The following is a 23,942-nucleotide window of genomic DNA, read 5'->3' as shown; positions in this document are numbered from 1 at the left end:
CGGGCACACCGCGGGCGCCGCCTACACCCGTCGATAGCGCAGCCGATGCACCGGAAGCCCATCCGCCATGGCCCGGCGCTCCCGTGGGCTGCGGGCCACATAGGGACTGTCGTCCACCCGTGGGCCCCCGGGCCACGGCTCGAAGGCCGGCTCCGCCGCGATGGCGGCTTCGTAGTCCTGCGCCCGCTCGTCCACGTCGGTCTGGATGAACAGCTCGCCCCCGACGACCATCACCCGAGCGAGCTCGGCCCCGAGCTCCGGAGTGACGACCAGCCGCTTTTGGTGTCGCTTCTTCCACCAGGGGTCGGGGAAATGGACGTACGCGATGCGAACGCTCCCGGGGACGAAGCGACGAAGCACGGCCCGGGCGTCCTCCGCGAAGACCCGCGCGCGATCGCCGTAGCCGCGCTTGGCCAAGCGCCGGTCGACGATGGTGGCCCGCTTCCGCCGAATCTCGAGGCCGAGGATGCGCACCGAAGGGTCGTGCTCGCACCGCTCCAACAAAAACCAACCCCTACCAGGACCGATCTCCAGCTCGATGGGCTCCGTGGAATGCACCAGGGGACGCGGATCGATGTCCCCGGTTTCCGGGAGCCGTGGGGCGTCCGCATAGGGATCGACTGACACGGAGGCTCTGGTCATGGCGTACTGTGCGGCGGCCGGCGAGCGCGCCGGAATGCCACGAGCCGGGCAGGATGAGCAAGAGGAGCTTACGCGATTTGTGGCCCAGGGACGCCGACGGCGCTCAGCGCTTGGTGTTCGTCGTGGTCACCCTCGCGTTGGCGGTGTCCACCACGCGGAGCATATTGGCCCAGACCGGCGGCGAGCCGGCGGTGCCCCTCGACGACACCTTCATTCACTTCCAGTACGCGCGCTCGTTCGCGGAGCTGCATCCATTGGCCTACTCGCCGGGGCAGGGTCCCAGCCCCGGGGCGACCAGCCTGCTGTGGCCGCTGCTGCTGTCGCCGTTCTGGGCGCTGGGAGCGCGCGGCGTGAGCCTGGTGTGGGTGGCGTGGGCCTTCGGCTGGCTGGCGCTGGGCGCCACGGCGATCGAGACCTGGCGACTGGCGCAGGGCCTGCTGAGCCGAGGCGTCGCCTTCGCCGCCGGCGCCATGGTGCTCGCCTTCGGGGGCCTGGTGTGGAGTGCGGCGAGCGGAATGGAGATCGTGCCCTTCGCTTGGATGTTGATGCGCAGCGCGCGGCGCTCCGCGGAGTGGCGTGAAGGCGTGGCGGTTCCGCGCTGGGAGCTGTGCGCCCTGGGCCTGCTCGCACCCTGCGTGCGTCCCGAAGGGATCATCGCGACGGCGACGGTGATGGCGGCCATGCTCCTGGCACCAAGAGGTGGGCGTCGGGCGTGGGCGCTGGCGGTGCTGCCGGGACCCGCGCTGCCGGGTCTGGCAAACCTGATGCTCACGGGCTCCGCCGAGAACACCACCACGATGGTGAAGTGGCTGCCCGACAGTCCGTACATGACCGGCGGTCGGCTGACGCAAGCCGTGCTCTCGAATCTGGAGCTCTTGTTCGGCACGCTGCTGGACGGTCGCGTGTGGAGCGCCGTGTTCATTCCTTCCGGCGCACGCGTGGTGGCGTGGCTGGCGCTGCCGGCGTTGATCGTCGTCGGCGTGCTCGTGAAGCGTCCGTGGCGCATGGCGGTGGCGCTGGTGGTCGCCTTGGGCATGCTGATCCCGACCAGCTACGACAGCTTCTTGTGGAATCGGCTCCGTTACCTGTGGCCGTTCGCTCCTGGTTGGTTCGTCGCGCTGGCCGCCCTGGCGGAAGGCGCGGGGCGTCTGGCGGGACGCTGGTCGCCGGAGCTTTCGCGAGGCAAGGTGCTGTTGGCGGGCTTGTTCGTCGGCGGCTTCGCGAGCCACCTCTCGTGGTCGATCGACGACGTGGCCAAGAGCGCCGACGCGATCCGGCGCCAGCAAGTGGCGCTTGGGCGTTGGGCGCACGACACGCTGCCGAAAGACGCGATCGTCGGCGTGAACGACACCGGCGCCATCGCCTACTTCTCGGAGCTTCAGGTATTCGACGTGGTGGGCCTGACGACGCCGGGGGAAGCCCGCTACTGGGTGGCGGGTCCGGGCTCGCGCTTCGAGCACTACGAGCATCTGCCCGCGGAGCGGCGGCCGACGCACTTCATCGTGTATCCACAGTGGATGGCGGCCCCGGTGTTGCTCGGCGAGCTGCTCACCGAGCGCAGCGTTCCGGGAGCGACGATCTTGGGGGGCACCACCATGGTGGCGCAGGTCGCGGACTGGAGCGCGCTGTCATCGGCGGCACGACCCCTGCGCTTGGCGCTGACGGGGGAGCCGGTCGATGGCGTCGACGTGTCGGACCTGGAGAGCGAAGCCGCGCACGACTACGCCCTGGGTTGGGCGAATCAAGCGGACAACCAGGTCTTCGAGACGGCGAGCACCATCGCTGATGGAGGTCGTGCTGCGCGGGTCGAAGATCATTTCATGTTGCTGCTTTCGCCCGGTGGGCAGCTGGTGCGCCGCGGTAGCGCCGACGCCGCCCTCACCCTGAGCGTGGATGGCCGCACGGTGGGGACCTTCCCGGCGAGCGACTCGGATTTCTCCGAGACCAGCGTGACGCTGCCCCAGGACTTGCGCGCCGGGCGGCGTCGCGTCAGCGTGAGCGCCAGCCCTGGTACGACTTTTTCCGCGTTGCACTACTGGTCGTACGCGCCGTAGCACGCTTTGGGAAAAAGGTGGCACAGCCGGGAGCCCGGGATTAGCTTCCTCACGTGCACCTGGCCGACGGCATCGTCAGCGACCTGCCCGTGATCCTCGCTGCCAGCGCGGTGGGGGGCAGCGCCGTGGTGTGGGCAGCGCGACGCGCTGCTCGCGACCCTGGGCCGTCGCCGGCGTGGACCGGAACACTGGCCGCCTTCGTGCTCGCGGCCCAAGCCATCAACGTCCCACTGGTGCCTGGCGCCAGCGCCCACGTGATCGGCGCGGGCCTGCTCACCCTGGTGCTGGGCGCTCCGCGGGCGATCCTCGCGTTGGTAGCCGTGCTCTTGACCCAAGCGCTGCTCTTGGCGGACGGCGGCGTGACGACCTTTGGCGTGAACGTGCTGAACATCGCCGTGTTGCCGGTGTTGAGCGTGGTCCTCGCCCGGCGCCTGCTCGGCGAGGAGCGTCTTCGAGCCAGCGCGGTGGTGGGCACCACGCTGGGCAACGCGGTGGGCGCGCTGTCGCTTTCGATGGTGTTGATGCTGGGAGCGGGAGCACATCCGGGAGCAACGCTGGCTTGGCTGATCGGCGTGCAAACGCTGGCCGGTCTGATCGAAGGCGTGCTCACCTCCCTGGCGGTGGGTCGGCTGTCGGCGCGGGCGCCCGCGCTGTTCGCCCACAGCGCGCCGCGATCGGAATCGAAGCGGGGCCTCGGGTGGGCCGCGGTGGCCGTGGCCATCGCCGTGGTGCTGTTGCCGCTGGCGAGCTCCACACCGGACGCCCTGGAAGTCGTGCTCGCGCACATGGGTCGATGATCTCGCCGGCAGCACGCGTGCTGGGCGGCACGCTGTTGGTCGTGGGCATCGCGACGGCGCACCCTTCGACGACTGCCCTGGGCGTGTCCCTCGCCGTGGCCGGGTTGGCGCTGGCCGTGGCGCGGCCGCGGTGGCGCATGCTGATGAGCCGGGGGGGCATCGCCCTCAGTGCCATCGCCGCGGCGCTCTTGCCCTTCGTGCTGGCGGGAGACACCGCCGTTGCGGCGCGCCTGGCGGCTCGCGCAGTCTCCGCCGTGGGCGTGGCGATCGCCGTGGGCGCCACCCTGCGTGTGAACGAGCTGGCCCCGGCCCTCGCAGCGCTCCGCATTCCGACCGCCATCACGCGAGTGGTCGCCACCATGGCGCGGCAGCTCGGAAGCGTGACCGACGAAGGGCGGCGTCTGGTGCTGGCCCGAAAGCTCCGCGGGAGCCACGGCTCGGCGGTGGGCGTCGAGGTGATCTCGACGCTCTTGCTCCGCACCGCTGCGCGAGCCGAACGCGTGGATCTGGCGGAGCGCTTGCGCGGCGGTCCCCCAGCCCCGGATCGCTCGCGGCTGCGACGGTCGGACCTTCCGTTTCTCCTCGCCTGTGTGGCCATCGCCGGACTGCTCGGATGGCTGCCATGACTGGCTTCGACGTCGAGCTCCGCTCCGTCTCGGTCACGCGGGAGGATCCGCTCACCGGAGAAGTGCGTGAGGTGGCGCGGGACGTAAGCCTGCAGGTGGCTGCGGGCAGTCGTGTGGCCCTGGTGGGTCCCAACGGCGCGGGCAAGACGTCGCTCTTGCTCGCCCTGGTGGGCGCCACGCCCTTTCGCGGAGAAATCCGGGTTGGGCCGCACCAGGTCGTGCCCAAGCAGCTCGCGGCTCTGCGCAAAGACGTCGGCTTCGTGTTCTCCGACCCGAGCGACCAGTTGTTCTGCTCCACGGTGGAAGAAGAGGTGGCCTTCGGACCGCTGGCCCGCGGCTGGGCCGACGCCGATATCCACCGAGCGGTGGACGATGCCCTGGAGCGCGTGCGGCTCGGTCACGAGCGAACGCGAGCGCCCAGCGCTTTGAGCCTGGGAGAGCAGCGCCGTCTGGCGCTGGCCACGGCGCTGTGCTGCCGGCCGGGGCTCTTGCTGCTGGACGAGCCCACCGCCAGCCTCGACGGCCGCGCTCGCAAGGAGCTGCTCGAGACCCTGAGGCAAGGCGACGCCACGCTGATCTGCGCCAGCCACGATCTGGACGCGGTGATCGATCTGGAAGCGACGGTGGTGGTGTTGGGCGAGGGCCAGGTGCTGGGGCAGGGTGCCGCGGTGGACCTGCTGTACGACGCCCAGCTCCTGGATCGCGCGGGATTGGAGCCGCCCCTCCGGAATCTTCGCTGACGGTGCTATATGGGCGCGCATGCGTCGCCGCCCGCTCGGCAATACCGGCATGAAAGTGACGGAGCTGTGTCTCGGGACCTGGGGTCTGTCGGGAGACGGCTACGGGCCGGTGAACGAAGCCGAGCAGGATCGCGTGATCGACCGCGCCCGCGCGCTGGGCATTCGGCTGTTCGAAACCGCGGACAGCTACGCCCACGGCGCCATGGAGCGGCGGCTGGGAGAGCGCCTGGGCAAGGACGAGAAGGTGCGCTTCGTCACCAAGGTGGGCACCGACCGCGACGCCGGCATTCCTCAGAAGTGCTTCGAGCCGGAGTACCTGAAGAAGGCGGTGGACGCGTCCCGCAAACGCCTCGGCCGCGACGTGCTGGACGTCGTGCTTTTGCACAACCCGTCGGAAGCCGCGATGGAAAAGGGGGAAGCCACGAACACCCTGGCGGAGCTGGCGGAAGCGGGGACGGTGCGCGCCTGGGGCGTGTCCGCTGGCAGCGTGGAGGTGGCGCGGGAAGCCATCGGTCGTGGCGCCAAGGTGCTGTCCATCGCGCTCAACGTGTTCCACGGACGCGACTTGGTCGAGCTTCGGGACGACGTCGAGCGGGAAGAGGTTGGGCTCCTCGCCCACTCCGTGTTGGCCTACGGCCTGCTCGCGGGACACTGGGCGCCCGGACGTCGCTTTCCCGACGGAGACCATCGCGCGGAACGTTGGACCGACGAGGAGCTTCGGCGCCGGGTGCGGCAGCTCGACGCGCTCCGTCCAGTGGTGGGGGGAGACGTGCTGACGCTCCGATCCGGCGCCCTGCGCTGGGTGCTGTCCCAAGACGTGGTCAGCTCCGTCGTGCTCGGGCCGCGCAGCTCCCTGCAGTTGGATCAGCTGGTGCGGGAGGCGGGCAAGGGGCCGCCCTACCTGGAGGAGGACAAGCTGAGCGGCCTCGAGGCCCGGCTCGAAGAGGTGGGCGCGTTTTGAAGGACGTGATCGAGCGCCTGCTCGCCATCGCCGCGGACGCCGCCGTGGTGATCGACGAGGTGTATCAAGAGCCGTTCGACGTCGAGTACAAGGGCCCCAAGGATCCCGTGACGGCGGCGGACCGACGCGCCAACGAGCTCATCGTGGCGCGTCTCGAGGCCGAGTTCCCCGGCGTCCCCGTGGTGGCCGAGGAGAGCGCCGCGGAGCGCTACGAGAGCTTCCGCGCCTCGGACCGCATCTTCTTCGTGGATCCCCTGGATGGGACGCGGGAGTTCGTGAAGAAGAACGGGGAGTTCGTCGTGATGATCGGGCTGGTGGAGGGCGACGCGCCCACGGTGGGGGTACTGTACTCGCCCGTGAGTCGTGAAGCGTGGGCGGGTCGCGTGGGCGAGGGCGCCGTGCACGTGACGGCGGCGGGCGAACGGACGCCCATTTCCGTGAGTGACGTCCGCGACCTTTCCGGGGCGCGCATCGTGTCCACGCGCTCCCACCGCAGCGCCGCGCTGGAGGCTGCCCTCGACGCCCTGGGGGCCGAAAGCCTGGCCGCGCTGGGCAGCGCGGGGCTCAAGTGCGCCGAGGTGGCGACGGGCAAGGCCGAAGCGTACGTGGCGCCGTCCCTCGCCGGCGCGCGCTGGGACTTGTGTGCCGGCCAAGCGATCATCACTGCCGCAGGCGGACGCGTGACGGATGCGCGCGGCAAGGCCATCGATTACCGCAGCGCGAGCCTCGCCAACGCGACGGGCATCGTGGCGAGCAATGCCGGCGTTCACGACGAGATCTTGGCGCGGCTCGCCGCCCATCGCGCTCGCTGAGCGCCCTTACCGCGGCGAACCAACAAACATCAGCCCTCGAGGCATTCGCCGTTTGCTCCGCTCGCGCTCGGGCGTAGCCTGACGCCGATGCGTGACCAGGCAGACGTCGTGATCATCGGCGGAGGCATCATGGGCCTCGCCGTCGCGTACAACCTGGCCAAGCACCACGGCATCACGGACGTGGTCGTGCTGGAGGCGTCGTACCTGTGCAGCGGCGCCAGCGGACGCAACGGCGGCGGCGTGCGCGCGCAGTGGTCGAGCGAAGCGAACATCCGACTGATGCAGGAGTCTCTGGCTCTGTGTCGCGAGTTCGCGGGGGAGCATCGCATCAACACCTGGTTCCGACAGGGCGGATACCTGTTCTTGGTGCGGGACGAAGAGCGGCGAAAGTCCCTGGAACAGAGCGTGGAGCTGCAGAACCGCTGCGGCGTGAAGACGCGGCTGGTGGCCCCGAAAAACCTCGCGGAGATCGTGCCCGAGATCTCTTCGGAAGGGGTGATCGCCGCGAGCTACAACGGGGACGACGCCGTGGTGTTTCCCTGGCCCTTCGTGTGGGGCTACGCGGACGGCGCCAAGGAGCTGGGCGTGGAGGTGCATCCGTTCACGCCGGTGACCGGCATCGAGACCACCAACGGCGCCGTCAGCGCGGTCGTCACGGAGCGCGGTGTGATTCGAACGGGTTGCGTGCTGAACGCGACCGGTGCTCACAGTCCGGAGCTGGCGCGCATGGTCGGCGTGGAGCTGCCGAATCATCCGCATCGCCACGAGATCTGCGCCAGCGAGCCGCTCAAGCCCTGGCTCGGGCCGCTGGTCGCGGATCTGTCCAACGGGCTCTACTTCTCGCAGTCCACGCGCGGAGAGATCGTAGGCGGTATCGGAAACCAAGCCGTGCCCGAGGGCGACAACCAGGGGTCGAGCAATCGCTTCTTGGCGCTGTACGCCCGCGCCATCACGCGGGTGATCCCACGTCTTGGCGCGGTGAAGATCCTGCGGCAATGGGCAGGGCTCTATGACATCAGCCCGGACGCCAATCCGATCGTGGGACCGGTGGACGCGGTCGGTGGCTTCCTACTCTTGTGCGGCTTCATGGGCCACGGCTTCATGATGGCGCCGGTGGTGGGCAAGCTGATGGCGGCGCACATCGCGGGGAAGCCGGTGGAGCAGTTCGAGCGCTGGAATCTGCGCCGCTTCGAGCATGGGCATCTGTCCCGCGAGGGAATGATCATCGGCTAACGCGGCGCGTTAAATTCGCCTGTCCGCCTTCGTTGACACCGCCCATTCCGCCGGCTTACGGTCCGGGCGCTGGATCCGCGCAATTTTTGAGGTTTTTCCCACGCGCTGGGTCTGGCATCCGAGGGACCGCTCTACACCCTGGAGGATTACGAGATGCTCCGCTCCTCGCGCGCTATCGCGTCGCTCATCCGCTCCCTGACGCTCGGCACTGCTTCCACGGTTGCGCTCGCAACCCTCGCCACCTCCGTTGCGGGGTGCAAGGACGAGAGTCAGCCCGAATACTGGGTCGACAAGCTCGATGACCCGGCCTGGCGCCCACGCGCCGTCAAGCGTCTCGAGCAGTTCTACGAAGACGCCATCACCAAGGCGAACAAGGACCAGCAGAACCCCGAGGTGCAGGCGCTCCTCAACAAGATCGTCGAACCGCTCACCAAGGCCTACGTGGAGCACTACGGCGATCTGGACACCAAGACCCGGGTCTCCCTCATCAAATTGCTCGCGTCCTTCGAGGACAAGCGCATCGAGCCCGCCATCAAGAAGGCGTTGGAAGAGTTCGCCAAGCGACCGGCCAGCTCCAAGGACGACGCCGACGTGAAGTGGGCGGCGCACGCAGCCGGCGACCTGAAGATGGACTCCCTGAACGGCCCGCTGCTGCAGGCGTTCTTGAAGCTGAAGGCCAGCACCATGCTGGGCGGCATCTCCTACCGGGACTTCAACGAGTCCCTGGTGGCGATCCACGACAAGGCGTGGACTCAGCCGCTGATCACCGCCCTCAGCGCGGAAATCGTCCGCCCCGAGAGCGCGAAGGACAAGGACAAGATCGACCCGTACCGGGATCAGTTGTTCTGGCAGACGACGGCCGCCCAGGTGCTGGGCGAGATCCAGGCGCCCGAGGCGGTGGAACCCCTCCTGCGCGTGATGCTGGACCCGGGTAAGGGTGACGTTCAGGCGACGGCGGTGTTGGCGTTGGTCAAGATCGGCAAGCCCGCCGTGGAGCGCACGGTGAAGGTGCTGGATGGCTCCGACGAGAAGCTCGTCGCGTTCCACCTCCGGCGCATCAAGGAAGTGAACAAGCTGAAGGAAGCGCCGAAGGACCACCCGGAGGTGGCCACCGCGGCGCTGGTGCTCGGCACCATTGGTCGCGCCGAAGCGCTGGCGCCGATGCTGGAAGCGTTGAAGAAGGCGGACAAGGACGCCAACAAGGCGGTGATCGCCCGAGAGATCACCAAGCTGCCGGCTACCGCCGAGTCCAAGGAAGCGTTCAAGAGCGCCTTCGAGTCCATCTCCCTCGACACCGTGATCCCGCCGGGCGCGGCGGCGCTGCCCTCTTTGGCGGAGTTCGCCGGACAGTTCTACGACCCGACCATGGTCGACTGGCTGCTCGAGCGGGCGGAGAAGACCAAGGGCAGCGGCGAGGACCTGAAGGCACTGCAAACGTCCATCACCGTGACCGCCATCAAGCTGGCCAAGCCCGACCAGCTCGACAAGGTAAAGGCCGCGGTCGACAAGTACGGCACCAAGCTGGAGAAGGACCTGTACGAGCAGGCCGACAAGCTGGTGAAGGCCTGCGGCGATCGCATCCCCTGCTACCTGGCGGAGATGGAAAAGAGCGCCAACCAGGACCAGAAGAACCAGTTCATCGCCATCAAGGCGGGCTACATGGTCGGCATTCTGGGCAACGAGTCCAGCGTGGGTGAGCTGGTGGAGCGGATGAGCTCGTTCGAGAACGCCGCAGTGCGTTTCGTGGCGGCACAGACCATCGACCACCTGCTGCCCAAGGGCTCCAAGGACGTGGCCGACAAGCTCAAGAAGATCATCGACAAGAACGCCGAGAGCGGAGACAAGGACAAGATCGCCGGCGACGCTCCGCTCAAGCAGGTCATGTATCGGATCGAGACCCGCGCCAGCTGACGCGGGCCATCACGTATGCCCACCGTCCGAATCGAGGTCTTGAGCGGCTCCGAAGCGGGTAAGACGCTCGATCCGGACGGTGACGTGGTGCGCATCGGGCGCGCCGCGAGCAACGATCTCCGCTTGTCGGAGTCTCACGTGAGCGGGGAGCACGCGCGCATCGTGATTGGCGACGAGCGCGTGACGGTAGAAGACCTGAACAGCACCAACGGCACCGCTCTGGTGCGTGCGGGAGAGCGCACGCCGCTGACGGACGGCGCTCGCAAGGCGGAGCTTCAAGCCGGGGACGTGGTGGAGCTCGGCGGCGAGGGGGAAGAGAGCACTCAGCTCCGGGTCGTGATTGGCGACGAGCCGGAGCCCGCCCACGTGGTGTCCGTGCGACCCATCGCAGAGCTCTCGGGCACGACGACCTCGGGCGAGCGCAACACGGACGTCTTGAAGGTCCTGTACCGCGTGCAGAAGGACATCGGCGCCGCTGAGGACCTGGACGGAGTGCTGGTGGCGGTCGCGGACGCTGCCCTCACCTTGGTGCCCACGGCGACGCACTCCACGTTGGTGCTGCGCGACGACTCCGACGACAGCGCCGAGGCGGGCTTCGTGCCGGTGCTGACCCGGGTGCGGGCGGAAGGCGGCGAGGGCCGCGCGCCGGACGGCGCCGTGCCCATCACCCGCAGCGTGTTCCGCAAAGTGGTGCGGGAGCGCGCGGCGGTGCTGGCCGCAGATGCGCCGCGAGAGTCGTTCTCTTCGGAGTCTCTATTGGGCGCCAGCATCCGCAGCACCATCGGCGTGCCGCTGTGGAAGGGCGACGAGATCCTTGGCGTGCTCCAGATCGACAACCGCGACACGCCGGCCATGTTCGACTCGGCGGATTTGGACGCGCTGGCGGTGCTGGCCGCCACGGCCTCCCTGGCCGTCGCCAACGCCCGGCTCATCCGACGCCTGGTTGCCGCCGAGGAACAGCTCGAGAAGGAGAACTCCTTCCTCAAGGGTCGCGAGCGGGCGCGCTCGGGCACCGTGGAGATCATCGGCGAGAGCAAGGTGATGCGCGAGCTGTCGAACCAGCTCGACAAGGTCGTGGACACCCGCGTCACCGTGCTGATCGAGGGCGAGACGGGAACCGGCAAGGAGCTGGTGGCCTCCGCGGTGCACTACCGCTCACGCCGCAAGAACAAGCTGTTCGTGGCCCAGAACTGCGCCGCACTCCCAGAGAACTTGCTGGAAAGCGAGCTGTTCGGCCACAAGCGGGGCGCCTTCACCGGTGCCACGGACGAGAAGCGTGGTCTGTTCGACGTGGCTGACCAGGGCACGCTGTTCTTGGACGAGGTGACGGAGATGCCGCTCTCGCTCCAGGCCAAGCTGCTCCGCGTGCTGCAGGAGGGCGAGATTCGTCCCGTGGGCGCTACCCACACCAAGCACGTGGACGTGCGTATCGTCGCCGCCTGCAACAAGAGCCTCGAGAAAGAGGTGGAGAGCGGACGCTTCCGCGAGGATCTCTACTATCGCTTGAAGGTGTTTCCACTCCGAGTGCCGGCCCTTCGCGAGCGCCGCGAGGACATTCCGCTCCTCGCCGGCTTCTTCCTCGAGCGCTACACGAAGGAGATGGGCAAGCCTGTTGCCGGCTTCTCGCAGGGTGCGATGGAGCTTCTGATGTCCTACGACTGGCCGGGCAACGTCCGGGAGCTGGAGAACGAGGCGCAGCGTCTGGTGATCCAGGCGGATCCTGGCGGCTTCGTCACGCCGGAGCTGCTGTCCCCGCGCGTGCGCCGGCTGGAGACCATCATCGAGCGCGCCGGCACCGAGAAAGGCACGCTCAAGGAGATGGTGGAGCAGGTGGAGAAGTACTTCGTGCTCGAGGCGCTGCGGGAGCACGACAACAACAAGACCGCCGCCGCCAAGACCCTGGGTATCACCCGCGAGGGTCTGCACAAGAAGCTCCGTCAGCTCAAGATCAACTGAAGATCTTGTTGGTCCGCCGCGGCCACACCGCGGTCAGGACGAAAGCTTCACTTCGAGCTCACGGAGGCGGCGCTCCGCGTCGTCGGCCCGCTCCCGCTCCGCTTCCGCTCGCTCCCGCTCCGCTTCCGCTCGCTCCCGCTCCGCTTCCGCTCGCCCCCGCTCCGCTTCGGCCTGGTCGCGCGCGCTAATCGCGAGCTCGCTGGGAGAAGGCAAGAGCACGCGGGTGCTGCGGTCGGCGGGACGGAGACTCGGGCCGAGCGCCGGGTCCGGGACGACGGTCCAGATCACCGGGAGCACCGTACACTCCGCCTCGGTGACGACGAGTAGGGAGCGCTCGACCAGATCCTCGTCCACGCGATCCCAGACGCGAAGGGGCCGAGCGAGGTCGTCGCAGTCGAAGCGAATCAGCTCGACGACGCCCATCTGTCGGTAACGCGCGAGTTGCTCGCCGAGATCGCGATCCGTGGCGCTGACGATCTCGATGGCGACGTGGGGCGCGCCGCGCTCCCATGTCTTCCAGACGGGAAACAGCTCGTTGTCGGCGTTCTTGCGCACGAACCCGTCCGGCGCCAGGCAGCGGCGCGGATCGCTGGCGTCCCAGTACACGAACTGATCGCAACCAATGGCGTGGACGTTCCCGAATGCGAGCTTCAGCACCTGATAGAGCAGCGTACGCAGCTCCAGGTGAAGCTTGGTCTCAGGCACCGTCTCGTGCTCCGGAAAGTGGAGCGGCACCGGGGCGCGCAGATACGTGCGTCCCTCGTGCACGTAGAGCGTGCCGGGATCTGGGCGAGGCGGACTTGGGGGCGACACGACGACTCCAGGGTAGCATGGTGGAGCCGCCCCATCGGCAGCTCCACCACTGGATTGCTACGCGCCGCTACGCTGCATCACTGACACGCGCTGGCGTAGTCGTCGCAGCAGTCGCCGTAGTTCACGCACGCGGGGTCGCAGTAACACGCCGGGTCGCTTCCGGGCACGGAGCTCGAGGAGCCGCAGTATCCCACGCAGGACGCGCCGCTGGTGGCACCGCCGCTGCCGGCCGCGCCGCCGCTGCCGGCTGCGCCGCCGCTGCCGCTCGCGCCGCCGCTGCCGCCCGCGCCACCCGTGCCGCCACCGCCGCCGGTGCCCGTGCACAGCGAGCCTTCCGGCGAGAAGCAGTTCTCGCGCACGCCGCTGGCGCCGAAGGTGGAGTCGCCCACGCGATTGCGGATGCCGAGCAGCAGGTCGCGCCACGAGGCGTTGTAGCCGTGGTCCAGAGCCCACGCGATCTTGGCGAACACCGGGCCCGCGATCATGTTGGCGTCGGCGCTGACCTCCACCACGCTGGAGACGAGGTCGAGCTTGTCCCAGCCGCCGCCCTTACCGTCCAAGATGGGCTTGATGTAGTACTCGTAGCCGAGGCAGCCGCCGTAAATGTAGATCTGGTAGAAATCCGGGTACGTCGGCTTGGACCAGAAGTCGCTGGCGCCCAGCATGCTGTGGCCGTCGTACACGATGATCTCGTGCTCGCTGATGGCCTTCTGGAAGTTCGGGAAGTGGGCGTAGTCCGACAGGCCACTGAAGTCCGTGGGGCCGTACAGATCCAGCTCGAAATCCGTGGTGCCGATGTGTTTGGTGAAGCGACGCCCCACCGGCGCCGGCGTGACCTCTTGGAAGTCCGCTTCCAGGAGCCAATCGGACATCTTCTTCATGTTGCGGACGCCGGTCTCCCACTCGTCGATGGGGCCGTCGCCGATTTGGCCGAAGAGCACCACCGCGGTGACCTTGCCGTCCGCCACCAGCTGGTCGAACTCCGGATACGTCTGCTGCGCGTTGGCGAACATCTTGGAGACGGTCAGCTTGAGCTGTTGCGTCTTCATGGTGCAGGTCGACTTGTCCGGGTTCCACAGGTACCAGTACACGGACTGGCTGAGCCCGATGTGCCCGTCGTGATCCGCGCAGGTGTCGTTCGCCTCGCTCATCACGGTGAACGGATTGATGGGCACCTCTGCCTCGAACACGCTGCCCTCGTCCACGCCGTTCTTGGCGCTGTTGAGCAGCACGGCGTTCACGCCACGAATGCGGAAGTGCTTGAGCTTGGTCTTGTCGACGCTGGCGGCCTCGCCGGCGGTGATCCAGTTGCCGTCCACCTGCCACTCCACCCGCTGCTTCGAGGTGGAATCCTCCGCCAGGCTCTCGAGATAGAACTCGCCACGCTGTCGCAGGTAGGTGGTGGCGAACTGCGCCACGTACAGCGGTGACTCCAACAGGCGGTAGCTGGTCGATTCCGCGTCCGCCTCGATGTCGACCTCGACCTCGATGCCGTCGGGATTGGTGTACGCCGTGTCGGCCTTGCCGGAGGGCGCTTGGTTCTCGAGGAACGGATTCTTCTCGGTGCTTCCCGGTTGAGAAGGACCGCTGGAGCTCGATGAGCAGGCGAGGGCCAAAGCGGGAATGGTGGCGGCGAGTGCGAGACGACGGATCGACATGGCTTCCTCCCGAGCGGGTATGCCCAAGTCCTACATGAACCTACACCTGCGTACCAGCTGAAAAATGCAAGTTTTCGACATGCCCTTAAAAACGCCGAAAATTCCCAAACTTTGAAGCCCGGGAGGGGTCTGGACGTTACCCCCTCAGTGCTCGGAGGCCCCCAATGCGAAGTCTGCTCCTGGTCGCGTGTCTCGTGTCCCTGTCCGGCTGCTACGACCCCGGCGCCCAGGACGTGGGCCAAGCAAAACTCCCAGCGAGCAGCAGCGGCCGCATCGAGCCGGACGCGCGTTGCTTGGGAGGTCAGCTGTTCTTCGAGCTCGACCGCGCACGCGGCGATGAGCTCGCCGCCACGGTATTCTACGAGTCGGACGCCTTCGAGGGCGAGCGCTACCGCGCCACCTATCGAGTAGAGGGCGTGCAGCGCGAGAGCGGCGTGGTCCTCGACGAAGTGGAGATGGTGGAGAGCGACGCGCTACCGCCGGACCGTATGTGGTGCACGGGAAGTTACAGCTTGAAGCTCGACGCCCAGGGCGTGCTTTCCGGCAGCTACCAGTCCGATGATTGCGGGTGCAGCGGGGCCACGACCCTTTCGGAAGCCGGATTCTGATCATGTCGGTCCGGCGCGGCCACGACGGGGCTCGCGCCGGACCAACAAGAAGCCGACCCGAGACAGCTCGCTCCGTTTGCATGCGTCGAAGCTGAAGCGCGCGCCATGGTGCGCGGTAGCGCGGCGGCACACTGTGGCTCAAACGGTGGGCAAGACGTTGCGAAGGGACGTAGTCGTCGGTGGCACTGGAGTTGCACAGGGCGAGCGGCGGTCGCGTGTCCACACGACCGCTGGGAGGCAAAGATGTTGCAAAAGGCGCTGGGCCTAGCCGTCATTCCTGTGTTCGTTCTCGGCTGTGGAAGCAGCGCTGCACGAGACCGTCCGGGCCCGAGCGACGCCGGGCTCGACCACGATACGCACGACGCTTCCGCGAGCGACCATGAAGCGGACGACGGTTCGGCCGACAATTCCCTCGGACCTGCGGCATCCGACGAGCTCGACGACGGCGTGGACAATTGTCAGGGAAGCTGGGAGTGGACGCCGGGACCCGCGCTGAACGTGGCGCGGCGAGGGGCGAGGGCGGTGGGGCTCGATGCTTCCCTGTTGGTGATGGGAGGTGTGACCGCCAACGGTCCCACGGCGAGCGTCGAGCGCCTCGATGACGGCGCGAAGGCCTGGAAAGAGGTCTCCGCGATGCCCGCTCCCAACGCGTACTTCGCTGCCGCCGCGACCAACGGATTCGTGTACGTGGCGGGCGGCTACGCGTCCGGCCTCCAAGAAGTCGTGGCCGCGACGCTCCGTTACGATGTCGGCAACGACAGCTGGGAGCAGCTCCCGAACATGCCGACGGCCCGGGCAAATGCCGCCGCGGTGTTCTGGAACGGCCGCTTGATCGTGGCGGGGGGTCGCACGAGCGTGACTCCCACCCTGGAGATCACTGGAGCGATCGAAGCCTACGATCCGGCCACCGGAGTGTGGACGACGATTGCCCCCGGAATGCCCACGCCCCGCGAAGGCTGCAGCGGCATCGTGGAGGATGGGCGCTTGCTCTTGGCCGGAGGCAGCACGTCCGAGGTGGAGACCTCGTACGGAATGGACCTCGTCGAGTATTTCTCGTCGGAAGATCTGTCTTGGCATGCCGGCGCTCCGCTCTCGGTTCCACGGGTTTCCGCGGCGGCCGGCAACCCCAGCGGATGTGCGATCGTGGCAGGCGGGTGGATGCAATACGGCGGCGGGGCGCAGTTCACGTCGGCCGAGGCGCTGGGCGACAAAGCTTGGCTCGCTCTTCCAGACTTGCCCACTTCGCGATGGGACCCGGCGGGCGCGGTGATGAAGGGGGCGTTCTACGCCATTGGCGGCGCCCAGTACGAAACGCCACCGGACTTTCCGATCTCGAGCAGCGTGGACATCTTGCGGCGGAAGTGATCAACCTTGGAGGTCGGTGATGGCGGCGACGAGCTCCTTGGCATGGCCTTGGGGCGTGACGTCGGGGAACACCTTGGCGATCTTGCCGCCTTTGTCGATCAGGAACGTGACGCGCTTGGCGTAGCCATTGCTCACCGGAACGCCGAAGGCGTTCGCGATGTGATGCTCCGCGTCCGGCACGAGCAGGAACGGCAGGTCGTACTTGCTGGCGAAGGCGCGGTGGGAGACGTTGTCGTCGCTGGATACGCCGAGCACCACGGCGCCGGCCTTGCGAAGCTCCGGCCACTCGTCGCGAATGCCCTTGGCCTCCACGGTGCAGCCGGGCGTGTCGTCCTTCGGATAGAAGTAGACGACGACGGGCTTGCCCTTGAAGGACGCGAGATCGACCTTCTGCCCGTTGTGGGCGACGGCTTCGATCTTGGGCGCCTCGGCTCCCACGTCGAGTAGCCCCTCTTGCTTTGCGGCCGCGGTGGGCGCTGCGGTGCTGGCGGCGGACGGGGCCGGAGCCGACGGCGTGGCAGCGGGGGACTCCTTCTTGTCACAGCCGACCACGAGGGTGGCGGCCGCGAGGGCGAGCAGGGCGGTGCGCTTCATCCCCGCGTCTTGGGGCAGGTGGAGCGAAATCGCAAGCTCCTACGGACGCGGTCGGTCGCGCGGGTCGCGTGATGCGTCCCGAAGGTCCACTCCCGACTACGCTGGTTCCGGTGTTCGCGCTAGAGTGGCGACGATGTCAGCGGGCGACGACGTTCAGCTCCAAAGACTCCGCCAGATGACCTACACCGAGCGTTGGCGCGCCGCGCGAGCGCTGGATGCTTCGGCGCGCCGCCTCAAGACTGCCTACCTTCGTCAGCTGCACCCTGACTGGACGGACGAGGAGATCCAGCGCGAAGTCCGTCGGGTCTTCATGTATGTCCACGACTGACGCGCATCCCACCGATCTCTTTCTGCTGTACGCGAAGAGATTCGAAGCGCTCGGATTGCAGTACATGGTTACGGGCAGCGTCGCGGGGATGCTGTACGGCGAGCCGCGCCTTACGCATGACGTCGACATCGTGGTTGCGCTACCGCCCAGCGGCGTACGGGCGCTAGCCGCGGCCTTTCCACTCGAGGAGTTCTATTGCCCGCCAGAGGAAGTCCTGCTGGAAGAGAGCCTGCGGCCGCAGCGCGGCCATTTCAACTTGATCCACCACGAAAGTGGTTTCAAGGCGGATATCTACGTCGCCAATCGCGATCCGCTCCATCGCTGGGCCATGGCGGAGCGCAGACCCATTCAGATCGACGGAGCACAGACGTGGATCGCACCGCCTGAGTACGTCATCATTCGCAAGCTCGAATACTTCCGCGAGGGCGATTCGGAGAAGCACCTTCGCGATATCGCCTCCATTCTTCGAGTGTCCACCGACTTGGTGCGGCGCGATGTCGTCGACGATTGGACGGAGCGCCTCGGTCTCACGCGCGAGTGGATCCGGGCGCGGGCGTTCGTCTAACTCCAGTGCTCACCTGAGTCGGTCCTCTCTCTCAAGCGGCGGCCCAGCGACGATTCTTCCTACCGGGCAGCTTGTGGGTTCGGCGCGGAATCAGCCCGCGCGCGCATCCCGCTTATCGCGGAACGAGCAGCGCCAGTGCACGCCGAAGTAGCTCTTCTAGCGAGAGGGTGCGAGCTTCTCGGGCGAGCTTTTCCGTCGCCTGCTTGGCTTCGGCCTTTTTGAAGCCTTGGCTCGTGAGGGCCAACAGGAGCTTGTCTTGCTTCTCCCGCGCCTCGGCGTTCGCAGCGTCCTCGGTGTCTGAACGCCTTCGCTGACGAAGGCGCTTCTTCTCTTCGACGTACTCCTTGCCGAAGGTCTTCTTGGCCGCGTTCAAGTTGTGGCTGGCGCAGAACACCCGACCATTGGCGGCATCGTCGCCACCACCGATGCCGGTGGCTTCGATGTGGTCATACTGGAGAAACGCCCTTGCCGTGCAGCGCACGCCGGACTCCGACACGAAGCAGCACTGGGCGCCGTCCCGCTCGTACACCTCGCGTCGGGCCGCACGGCCGGGCTCGCCCGGCTTCGTTCCGCGGGAGCGGCGTGGCTTGTCCGTCTTGCCCCAGCGCTTGTTCGAAAGCTCGCGAATCAGCGCATCCAGCGCCCGTTCGACCACGACCTCCAGCTCCCGGCTCACGTGGCTCATCAGATTCTGGGCGTGCTCGAGCTTCGCTTTCAGGCTCTCGCTGGCGCTGAAATGCACCTCGAAGCGCCCTTCCGAGAGCGGCTCGACGCCGGCCCGCGACCCTTTCCCGGCACTGGGTTTGACCCGATCCGGGACGTCCGGCTTGGGGAACCAGCGCGCGAGCACGACGCGAATCCCCGCGCTCGTCTTGCCGGCAGCTTCTTCCAGGAGCGCAGTGTGATTGTCCTGCGTGAGCCGCGGAGCCAAGAGCGAAAGCCCAGAAAGGTGCAGATCTCCGCTGGCGAGCAGCGAGAGCACCACCGGAAACGAGAGCGCTGCCCGCGCCCCGGCGATGCTCCGATACGCCGTCCCCTCACTCATCCCGAGGCCGCGCACGCAGAAGTCGTACATGGAGGAGTAGGGTTGAATTAAGTGTCCAGACCGACAGCGCCCCGCGCCTGTGCTCATTCGATGCCAGTCGGCGCCGGCCCCGCCGGCATTCTCGGTGGGGCTGCGCCCCACACCCCGCACGGGGGCCCAACCCCGTGCCGCGACCATTCCAACCGGCTGCCTGATCCAACACCGCGCCGTTCGATTTCAGCGAGGTGCGCGACCAAGTGCGCGGTCGCTTTGCGCCGCCCGGCGTTGGCCACGACCGCGCTGGACCAGAGGTCGCGATTGGAGAGGTCTTGAAGTGCGGAGAGCGAAGTGCGCTCGGTGGCAGACAGTTCTACGGAAATGGCTTTGGACGATGACATGACAAACCCCCGTGGTTTCCCCCGGCATACCATGGGAAATTTCGCCTTCTTCAGCGCCCCATCGAGGCGCTTTCGAGCGCGCGGGCACTTCCAAGATCGATTTCGTTTCGAACGCTCGCCCAGTGGGCGCACGTGCGCTGCGCGGGCGTTGTGCGAACGAGAGCGGCGAAATGAGCGCGCGGAGCGGCCGCAAGCTCGTCAACTGAAATCGCATTCGCGGTGTCGAATTCTGTCGTCCGCTTCGCTCGTCTCGCATCGTCATAGCTTCAGATCTTCGGACCGCTTGGCCCGCCCTCGACCAACACGGCGCAACGGCGGCGCGCCCGTCCGTCGCTCTCGCCGGAGTGGCATCGGTGGTGGTCAACCCAGGTGAACAGTGGGTCTAACTCCGCCAGGCTCCCTCGAACGCGCTTCGCTACCCGACGGGGCTCGCGGCGGACCAACATCCAGACTATTGAATGCCGTATTCCCGAAGTCGGCGATAGAACGTGCGGCGCGGGATGCCCACGAGCTCGGCGGCCTTCACGCGGTTCCAGTTGCACGACTGCAGCGCCTTGAGGATCTTCTCGCGCTCGTCGCGGCGGTGCTGGCTGAGCGTGCTCTTGGGCGGGCGATGCGTGCTGCGCGGGCGATGGATTGAAGAGGTGGTGGACTCCATGCGCGCGGCGGGCTCTTCCGAGAGGCGCCGCTCGCGAATGCGCTCTTGCATGGCGTCCGGCAGGTCGAAGTCCTCCACCTCGAGCTCGGGATCCTCCGCCAGCACCCATGCGTTCAGAAGCACGTGCTCGAGCTGCCGCACGTTGCCGGGCCAGTCGAAAGCGGCGAGGCGGCGCATCGCCCCGCGGGAAACGGTGCCCTTCTCCCGCTTGTAGCGCGCGGAGAAGATGCCCAGGAAGTAGTCTACCAGCTGCGGGATGTCCTCTACCCGCTCGCGCAGGGGCGGCAACGCCACCTCCACCACGTGGATGCGATAGAAGAGGTCCTCGCGGAAGCTGCCCGCTTTGACCATCGCGGATAGATCGCGGTTGGTGGCGAAGATCAGGCGCACGTCCACGGGCTCTTCGCTGGTGCCGCCCACCGGCCGCACCTTCTTCTCCTGCAGCACGCGGAGCATGCCGGCTTGCATCTTGTGCGGCATCTCGCCGATCTCGTCGAGCAGCACGCTGCCGCCCTCGCCTTCGCGGAACAGGCCCTTGCGCTCGCGGTCCGCGCCGGTGAAGGCCCCGCGGACGTGGCCAAAGAGCTCGCTCTCGAGCAAGTGCTCCGGGATCGCGCCGCAGTTCACGCCGAGGAACTTCCCCTTGCTGCGCTCGGAAGCCGCATGGATGGCGCGCGCCACGACCTCCTTGCCGGTGCCGCTCTCGCCCGTGATCAGGATGGGCACGTCGGTGTCACGCACTCGTTCGATGAGCGCGTACACCCGTCGCATGCTCTCGCTGGTGCCGACCAAGCCCTGATAACCGAAGTGCCCATAGAGCGTGTCGCGCGCGTCGCGCAGCTTTCGACGCGCGACGTTCAGCTTCTTGGTGCGCTCGCCGAGGAGCTCGCGGAGGCGCTCCTGCGCCTCTTCCAGGTCTGCGTTGGCGGCCGCCAGCTCGTCCGCGCGCTCGCGATTCTCGTTGATCAAGCGCGCCGTCTCGATGGCGATGGCGACCTGGTCCGCGAAGGCCCGCAGCATGGGCAGCTCCGCCTCGAAATGGCTGCCGGAGCGGTGCCGCGTCTCCACGTACAGCGCGCCGATGGGCTCGCCACCGGGCGATGCGATGGGCACGCAGGCCACGGACTGCAGCATGAGCTGATGCACCGACGCGTAGCCGGCCATGCGAGCGTCGTCCCGCGCGCTGACGCTGACGATGGGCTCGCCACGGGCGACCACGCTCTGGGCCACCGAACGCGAGAATTCTGCATCGGGCTCGGCCACGCCGCGGGCTCGCGAGGTGTGCACCGTGAGGCTGCCGTCGTCTTCCAGCAGCAACACGTAGCCCCGCTCGGCGCGGGACAGCTCCACGGCGTAGTCCGTGACGCGCGCGGTGAGGCGGCGGAGATCGAGCTCGCCGGCCAGCTCGCTGTTCACCTCCAAGAGGCGCGCGAGGCGCTGCTCCAGCGGAGTGACGGTCAGCCCGCTGACGGACTGGCGACTGTTGGACGCGAGAGAACGCTCCGGGGCGTGAGTGGTGGGCGCGAAGGAGATCTCTTGCTGAACGGAGCTCCTGAGCTCTCGGCGTCGCGGATCGTTCCAGTACACCTCGCGCAGATCTCGCGGCAGGTGCGCGCCGATCTCCTCCATGACGGCCAACGCTTCTTCGCGATCGCGCCGCGCGCGCATCGACTGTCCGGCGAGCTCCGCCAGATCGGCCCGCGCTGCCAGGGCCCGCCACAGCCACTCTTTTTGGCTCGTCTCGCGCGCCGCTGCGAGAGCCGCATCGATCTCCCTCTGAGCCGTGTCCGCGTCCCCGGAGAGGGACGCCACACGCCCCGCCGCCAAGCACAAGAGCGGGCGGTGTACCGGGTTTTCTCCCAGCGTCTGCCGGGTTCGCGCGAGCATGGTGCGCAGCGCGGAGACGTTCGGGCTCGTCGCGCGGGCCGACGACAGGATCCCTTCCAGGCGCGCTTCCGCCGCGTCGTGGTGCCGCCCGAGCTCTTCGTAAGCGCGGGCGCAGGCCTCGAAGGAGCGCGCGGCGTCTTCGGCCTGGCCGGCCCGCGTCTCCAGATCCGCCCGAAGCCCCAGGAGCTGCGCCACCACGACCGGAGGCAGCTGCTCGCGCTGCTGCTCCAGCGCTTCGATGTTGGAGCGCGCCCGCGCCAGGCGGCCGAGGTAGAGATCGGTGTTCGCCAGATTGAGCAGCGCTTGACGCGTCGTGGAGCGGCGGCCGGAGCGCTTGCCCATGTCCACGGCCGCCTCGAAGCGCTCGATGGCGCCGGCGATGTCACCGCTCATCTTCAAGAGCCCCGCGAGGTTCAGCTGCAGCGTGGCGAGCATTCCCGCGTCGCTGGCGCGCTCTGCGGCGCTCACGCCCTGCTCGTAGGCCTGTCGGGCGGCGTCGGTGCGATCGCTGCGCTGCATGGCGACGCCGAGGCACGCCAGGGCCACGGCCTCGGCGCGCGGCGCTGCCGCATCGCGCGCCAGCTCCACGGCGCGCTCCATTTCGCTGCGGGCTTCGTCGTGACGCCCCAAGAACGACAGCGCGGAACCACGAAACGCCGCCGCCTCGGCGCCGAGCCCGCTGCTTTCGTCAGCGAGCGGGGCCAGCGTCTCGATGGCCTTTTCGTACTCCGCCACGCCAAAGTGCGCGCGGCCCAGATACAGGCGCCACGCCTTGGCCAGCGGCGCATGGGCGTCCTTGGGGGTGACGCTGCCCAAGAGCTGCAGCGCCGCCGCGGCTTCGCCGAGGCCGAGCATCAGCCGCGCCCGCGCCACGCCAATGGTGAGGGCGTCGGCATCCCGCACCAAATCCAGGGCGGCGCGAGCGTCGTTGTAGCGACCGTGATTCAAGAAGTACTGCGCGCGCTCCAGCGGATCTTCGGGGGGCCGCGTGCCCGCGCTCGAATCCGTGCTCAACACCCGCTCGATGTCTTCTTCCGATGCGACGGCGTCGGAAGCGATGGCGCGCACCACGCGGCGGAGCTCTCCCGGCCGCCCATGGCTGGCCTGCACCACGCGGCGCACCAAGCTCTCCGTGAGCGACGGCACCGCGCGCTTGACGAGCTCGGTGGCGAGACGCTCTTCCAGGGGCGGCACCTCGAACACCTGGGCGCCCTCCCCGAGACGCGCGCCGCCGACGACCACCAGCCGCGCCCCCGCTTCCCGCGCGGCCACCAGGCGGGCCGTGCTCGCTTCGTCCAGCGCGTCGGCGTCATCCACCAGCAACGCGACACCCAGCATGGAGTCGTGGGCCGCGAGCTCCGCATCGAGCGAGCCCGCGTCGATCCACGCCACCGGCATGCCGGAAATCCCGAGGGACCACGCGAGGCGCCGCAACAGGCCGCTGCGCCCGGAGCCGGGCGGGCCTTCGATGCGCAACACTCCGCCGGGGCCGAGGTCTTCCGCTTGCTCGAGCAGCTCCGCCGACGGCGCATCCATACCCACGATGGGCCACAGCAACGCCGCCTCTGCCGTCGAGTCCGCGGAGGGCAGCCCTGCCGCGTGGCGCAGCGCGCTGGCGAACTCGTCCGCCGAAGGATAGCGCTCGTTCGGCTGCTTCGCGGTGGCCTTGTTCGCCACCGCGCGCAGCTTGCCCTCCGCCGGCAGGCTGCGCGCTTGCGAGATCGCGTCTTCCAGCGCGACGCCCAGGGCGTAGACCTCCGCGCGCACGGTGAGCGGGCGCCCGGCGAACAGCTCCGGTGCGGCGTAGCGCGGCGTGAGTCCTTCCGGCTCGGCGCCCTTCTCTTGCCAGGTGGCCGCCAGGCCCAGATCCACCAGCGTGGCGCTGCCCCCCGGCTCGACGATGACGTTGGCGGGCTTCACGTCACCGTGCAGGAGCCCCGCCCGGTGCAGCACCGTGAGCTGCGCCGCGGCGCGAGCCAGAGCGTCCAGCGTGCGCTCCACCTCCACGCCCTGCTCGATCAGCTCGTGGAGGCTGCGGCCCTCCACCAGCTCGCGCACCATGTAGGGGCGACCGTCGGGCATGCGGCCGAAGTGCACCACGCGGGGAACGCCGAGGCCCTCGAGCCCCGAGAGCGCGACCGCCTCGCGCACCAGCGCCGCCATCTCGCGCTCGCTGGCGCCGTGCGCCAACACCTTGAGCGCGAGGCGCGCGCCGGAGTGGCGGTGCCTGACCGCCCACACCTCACCTCCGCCACCCTGGCCGAGCCGCGCCACCGGCTCGTAGCGATCCGGAAGGATCAGCTCACTCAAGA

19 protein-coding genes are annotated in these 23,942 nt (G+C 68.1%); 13 read left to right on the top strand and 6 right to left on the bottom strand.

Translation table 11 applies throughout. The features are described from left to right. Nucleotides 1-21 precede the first annotated feature (21 nt). Nucleotides 22-627 (bottom strand): tRNA (guanine-N7)-methyltransferase, encoded by a 606-nt coding sequence (locus tag H6717_22190; protein ID MCB9579757.1) that lies wholly within the window; start codon nucleotides 625-627, stop codon nucleotides 22-24. 68 nt (nucleotides 628-695) lie between these two features. Here H6717_22190 and H6717_22185 point away from each other — a divergent pair, with 68 nt between their 5' ends. The 9 genes from H6717_22185 to H6717_22145 all read left to right on the top strand — a co-directional run bounded on the left by H6717_22185 (nucleotide 696) and on the right by H6717_22145 (nucleotide 11,732). Next, nucleotides 696-2,696: a hypothetical protein gene (locus tag H6717_22185; protein MCB9579756.1), complete on the top strand. Its 2,001-nt coding sequence runs from the start codon at nucleotides 696-698 to the stop codon at nucleotides 2,694-2,696. Nucleotides 2,697-2,749: 53 nt separating this feature from the next. Continuing rightward, a complete protein-coding gene (locus H6717_22180) occupies nucleotides 2,750-3,493 on the top strand; it encodes an energy-coupling factor ABC transporter permease (protein ID MCB9579755.1) in 744 nt (247 codons plus the stop codon). Next, nucleotides 3,490-4,119, top strand: a complete 630-nt coding sequence (locus tag H6717_22175) for a hypothetical protein (GenBank protein ID MCB9579754.1) — start codon at nucleotides 3,490-3,492, stop codon at nucleotides 4,117-4,119. The genes H6717_22180 and H6717_22175 overlap by 4 nt, the downstream gene beginning before the upstream one ends. Next, complete coding sequence (locus tag H6717_22170; GenBank protein MCB9579753.1) at nucleotides 4,116-4,859, top strand: ABC transporter ATP-binding protein; 744 nt, start codon at nucleotides 4,116-4,118, stop codon at nucleotides 4,857-4,859. Before H6717_22175 ends, H6717_22170 begins: the two co-directional genes overlap by 4 nt. A gap of 19 nt (nucleotides 4,860-4,878) precedes the next feature. Further along, nucleotides 4,879-5,820: an aldo/keto reductase gene (locus H6717_22165; protein ID MCB9579752.1), complete on the top strand. Its 942-nt coding sequence runs from the start codon at nucleotides 4,879-4,881 to the stop codon at nucleotides 5,818-5,820. After that, nucleotides 5,817-6,632, top strand: coding sequence for a 3'(2'),5'-bisphosphate nucleotidase CysQ (locus H6717_22160; GenBank protein ID MCB9579751.1), 816 nt, complete (start codon nucleotides 5,817-5,819; stop codon nucleotides 6,630-6,632). The genes H6717_22165 and H6717_22160 overlap by 4 nt, the downstream gene beginning before the upstream one ends. 87 nt (nucleotides 6,633-6,719) lie before the next feature. Further along, entirely contained in the window at nucleotides 6,720-7,865 is a 1,146-nt protein-coding gene (locus tag H6717_22155; protein MCB9579750.1) for an FAD-binding oxidoreductase, read from the top strand. Nucleotides 7,866-8,018: 153 nt separating this feature from the next. Next, nucleotides 8,019-9,776, top strand: a complete 1,758-nt coding sequence (locus H6717_22150; protein ID MCB9579749.1) for a hypothetical protein — start codon at nucleotides 8,019-8,021, stop codon at nucleotides 9,774-9,776. Nucleotides 9,777-9,791: 15 nt separating this feature from the next. Further along, entirely contained in the window at nucleotides 9,792-11,732 is a 1,941-nt protein-coding gene (locus tag H6717_22145; GenBank protein MCB9579748.1) for a sigma 54-interacting transcriptional regulator, read from the top strand. Nucleotides 11,733-11,765: 33 nt separating this feature from the next. Here the strand turns inward: H6717_22145 and H6717_22140 are convergent, their stop codons facing one another. Together H6717_22140 and H6717_22135 are read right to left on the bottom strand one after the other, a co-directional pair. After that, entirely contained in the window at nucleotides 11,766-12,437 is a 672-nt protein-coding gene (locus tag H6717_22140; protein ID MCB9579747.1) for a Uma2 family endonuclease, read from the bottom strand. A 185-nt stretch (nucleotides 12,438-12,622) separates the two neighbouring features. After that, complete coding sequence (locus tag H6717_22135) at nucleotides 12,623-14,203, bottom strand: hypothetical protein (GenBank protein ID MCB9579746.1); 1,581 nt, start codon at nucleotides 14,201-14,203, stop codon at nucleotides 12,623-12,625. 164 nt (nucleotides 14,204-14,367) lie between these two features. On the opposite strand from H6717_22135, the gene H6717_22130 reads away from it, so the two are divergent. Together H6717_22130 and H6717_22125 are read left to right on the top strand one after the other, a co-directional pair. Continuing rightward, nucleotides 14,368-14,811 carry a hypothetical protein gene (locus H6717_22130; protein MCB9579745.1) on the top strand — a complete coding sequence of 148 codons (444 nt, stop codon included), beginning with the start codon at nucleotides 14,368-14,370 and terminating at the stop codon, nucleotides 14,809-14,811. 243 nt (nucleotides 14,812-15,054) lie between these two features. Next, nucleotides 15,055-16,176: a hypothetical protein gene (locus H6717_22125; GenBank protein ID MCB9579744.1), complete on the top strand. Its 1,122-nt coding sequence runs from the start codon at nucleotides 15,055-15,057 to the stop codon at nucleotides 16,174-16,176. Here H6717_22125 and H6717_22120 read toward each other — a convergent pair whose 3' ends face one another. Continuing rightward, entirely contained in the window at nucleotides 16,177-16,770 is a 594-nt protein-coding gene (locus H6717_22120; GenBank protein MCB9579743.1) for a peroxiredoxin, read from the bottom strand. A gap of 133 nt (nucleotides 16,771-16,903) precedes the next feature. On the opposite strand from H6717_22120, the gene H6717_22115 reads away from it, so the two are divergent. Both H6717_22115 and H6717_22110 read left to right on the top strand, forming a co-directional pair. After that, nucleotides 16,904-17,098 carry a hypothetical protein gene (locus tag H6717_22115; protein MCB9579742.1) on the top strand — a complete coding sequence of 65 codons (195 nt, stop codon included), beginning with the start codon at nucleotides 16,904-16,906 and terminating at the stop codon, nucleotides 17,096-17,098. Further along, nucleotides 17,085-17,663: a hypothetical protein gene (locus tag H6717_22110; GenBank protein MCB9579741.1), complete on the top strand. Its 579-nt coding sequence runs from the start codon at nucleotides 17,085-17,087 to the stop codon at nucleotides 17,661-17,663. The genes H6717_22115 and H6717_22110 overlap by 14 nt, the downstream gene beginning before the upstream one ends. Nucleotides 17,664-17,775: 112 nt before the next feature. Here the strand turns inward: H6717_22110 and H6717_22105 are convergent, their stop codons facing one another. After that, complete coding sequence (locus H6717_22105) at nucleotides 17,776-18,738, bottom strand: hypothetical protein (protein ID MCB9579740.1); 963 nt, start codon at nucleotides 18,736-18,738, stop codon at nucleotides 17,776-17,778. Nucleotides 18,739-19,536: 798 nt separating this feature from the next. Beyond that, nucleotides 19,537-23,940, bottom strand: coding sequence for a sigma 54-interacting transcriptional regulator (locus H6717_22100; GenBank protein ID MCB9579739.1), 4,404 nt, complete (start codon nucleotides 23,938-23,940; stop codon nucleotides 19,537-19,539). Between the last annotated feature and the right edge of the window lie 2 nt (nucleotides 23,941-23,942).

The sequence above is a fragment of the Polyangiaceae bacterium genome (assembly GCA_020633235.1).
Lineage (GTDB): Bacteria > Myxococcota_A > Polyangia > Polyangiales > Polyangiaceae > JACKEA01.
The sequence above is the reverse complement of the archived record's forward strand: the minus strand, read 5'-3'. Positions and strand labels throughout refer to the sequence as shown.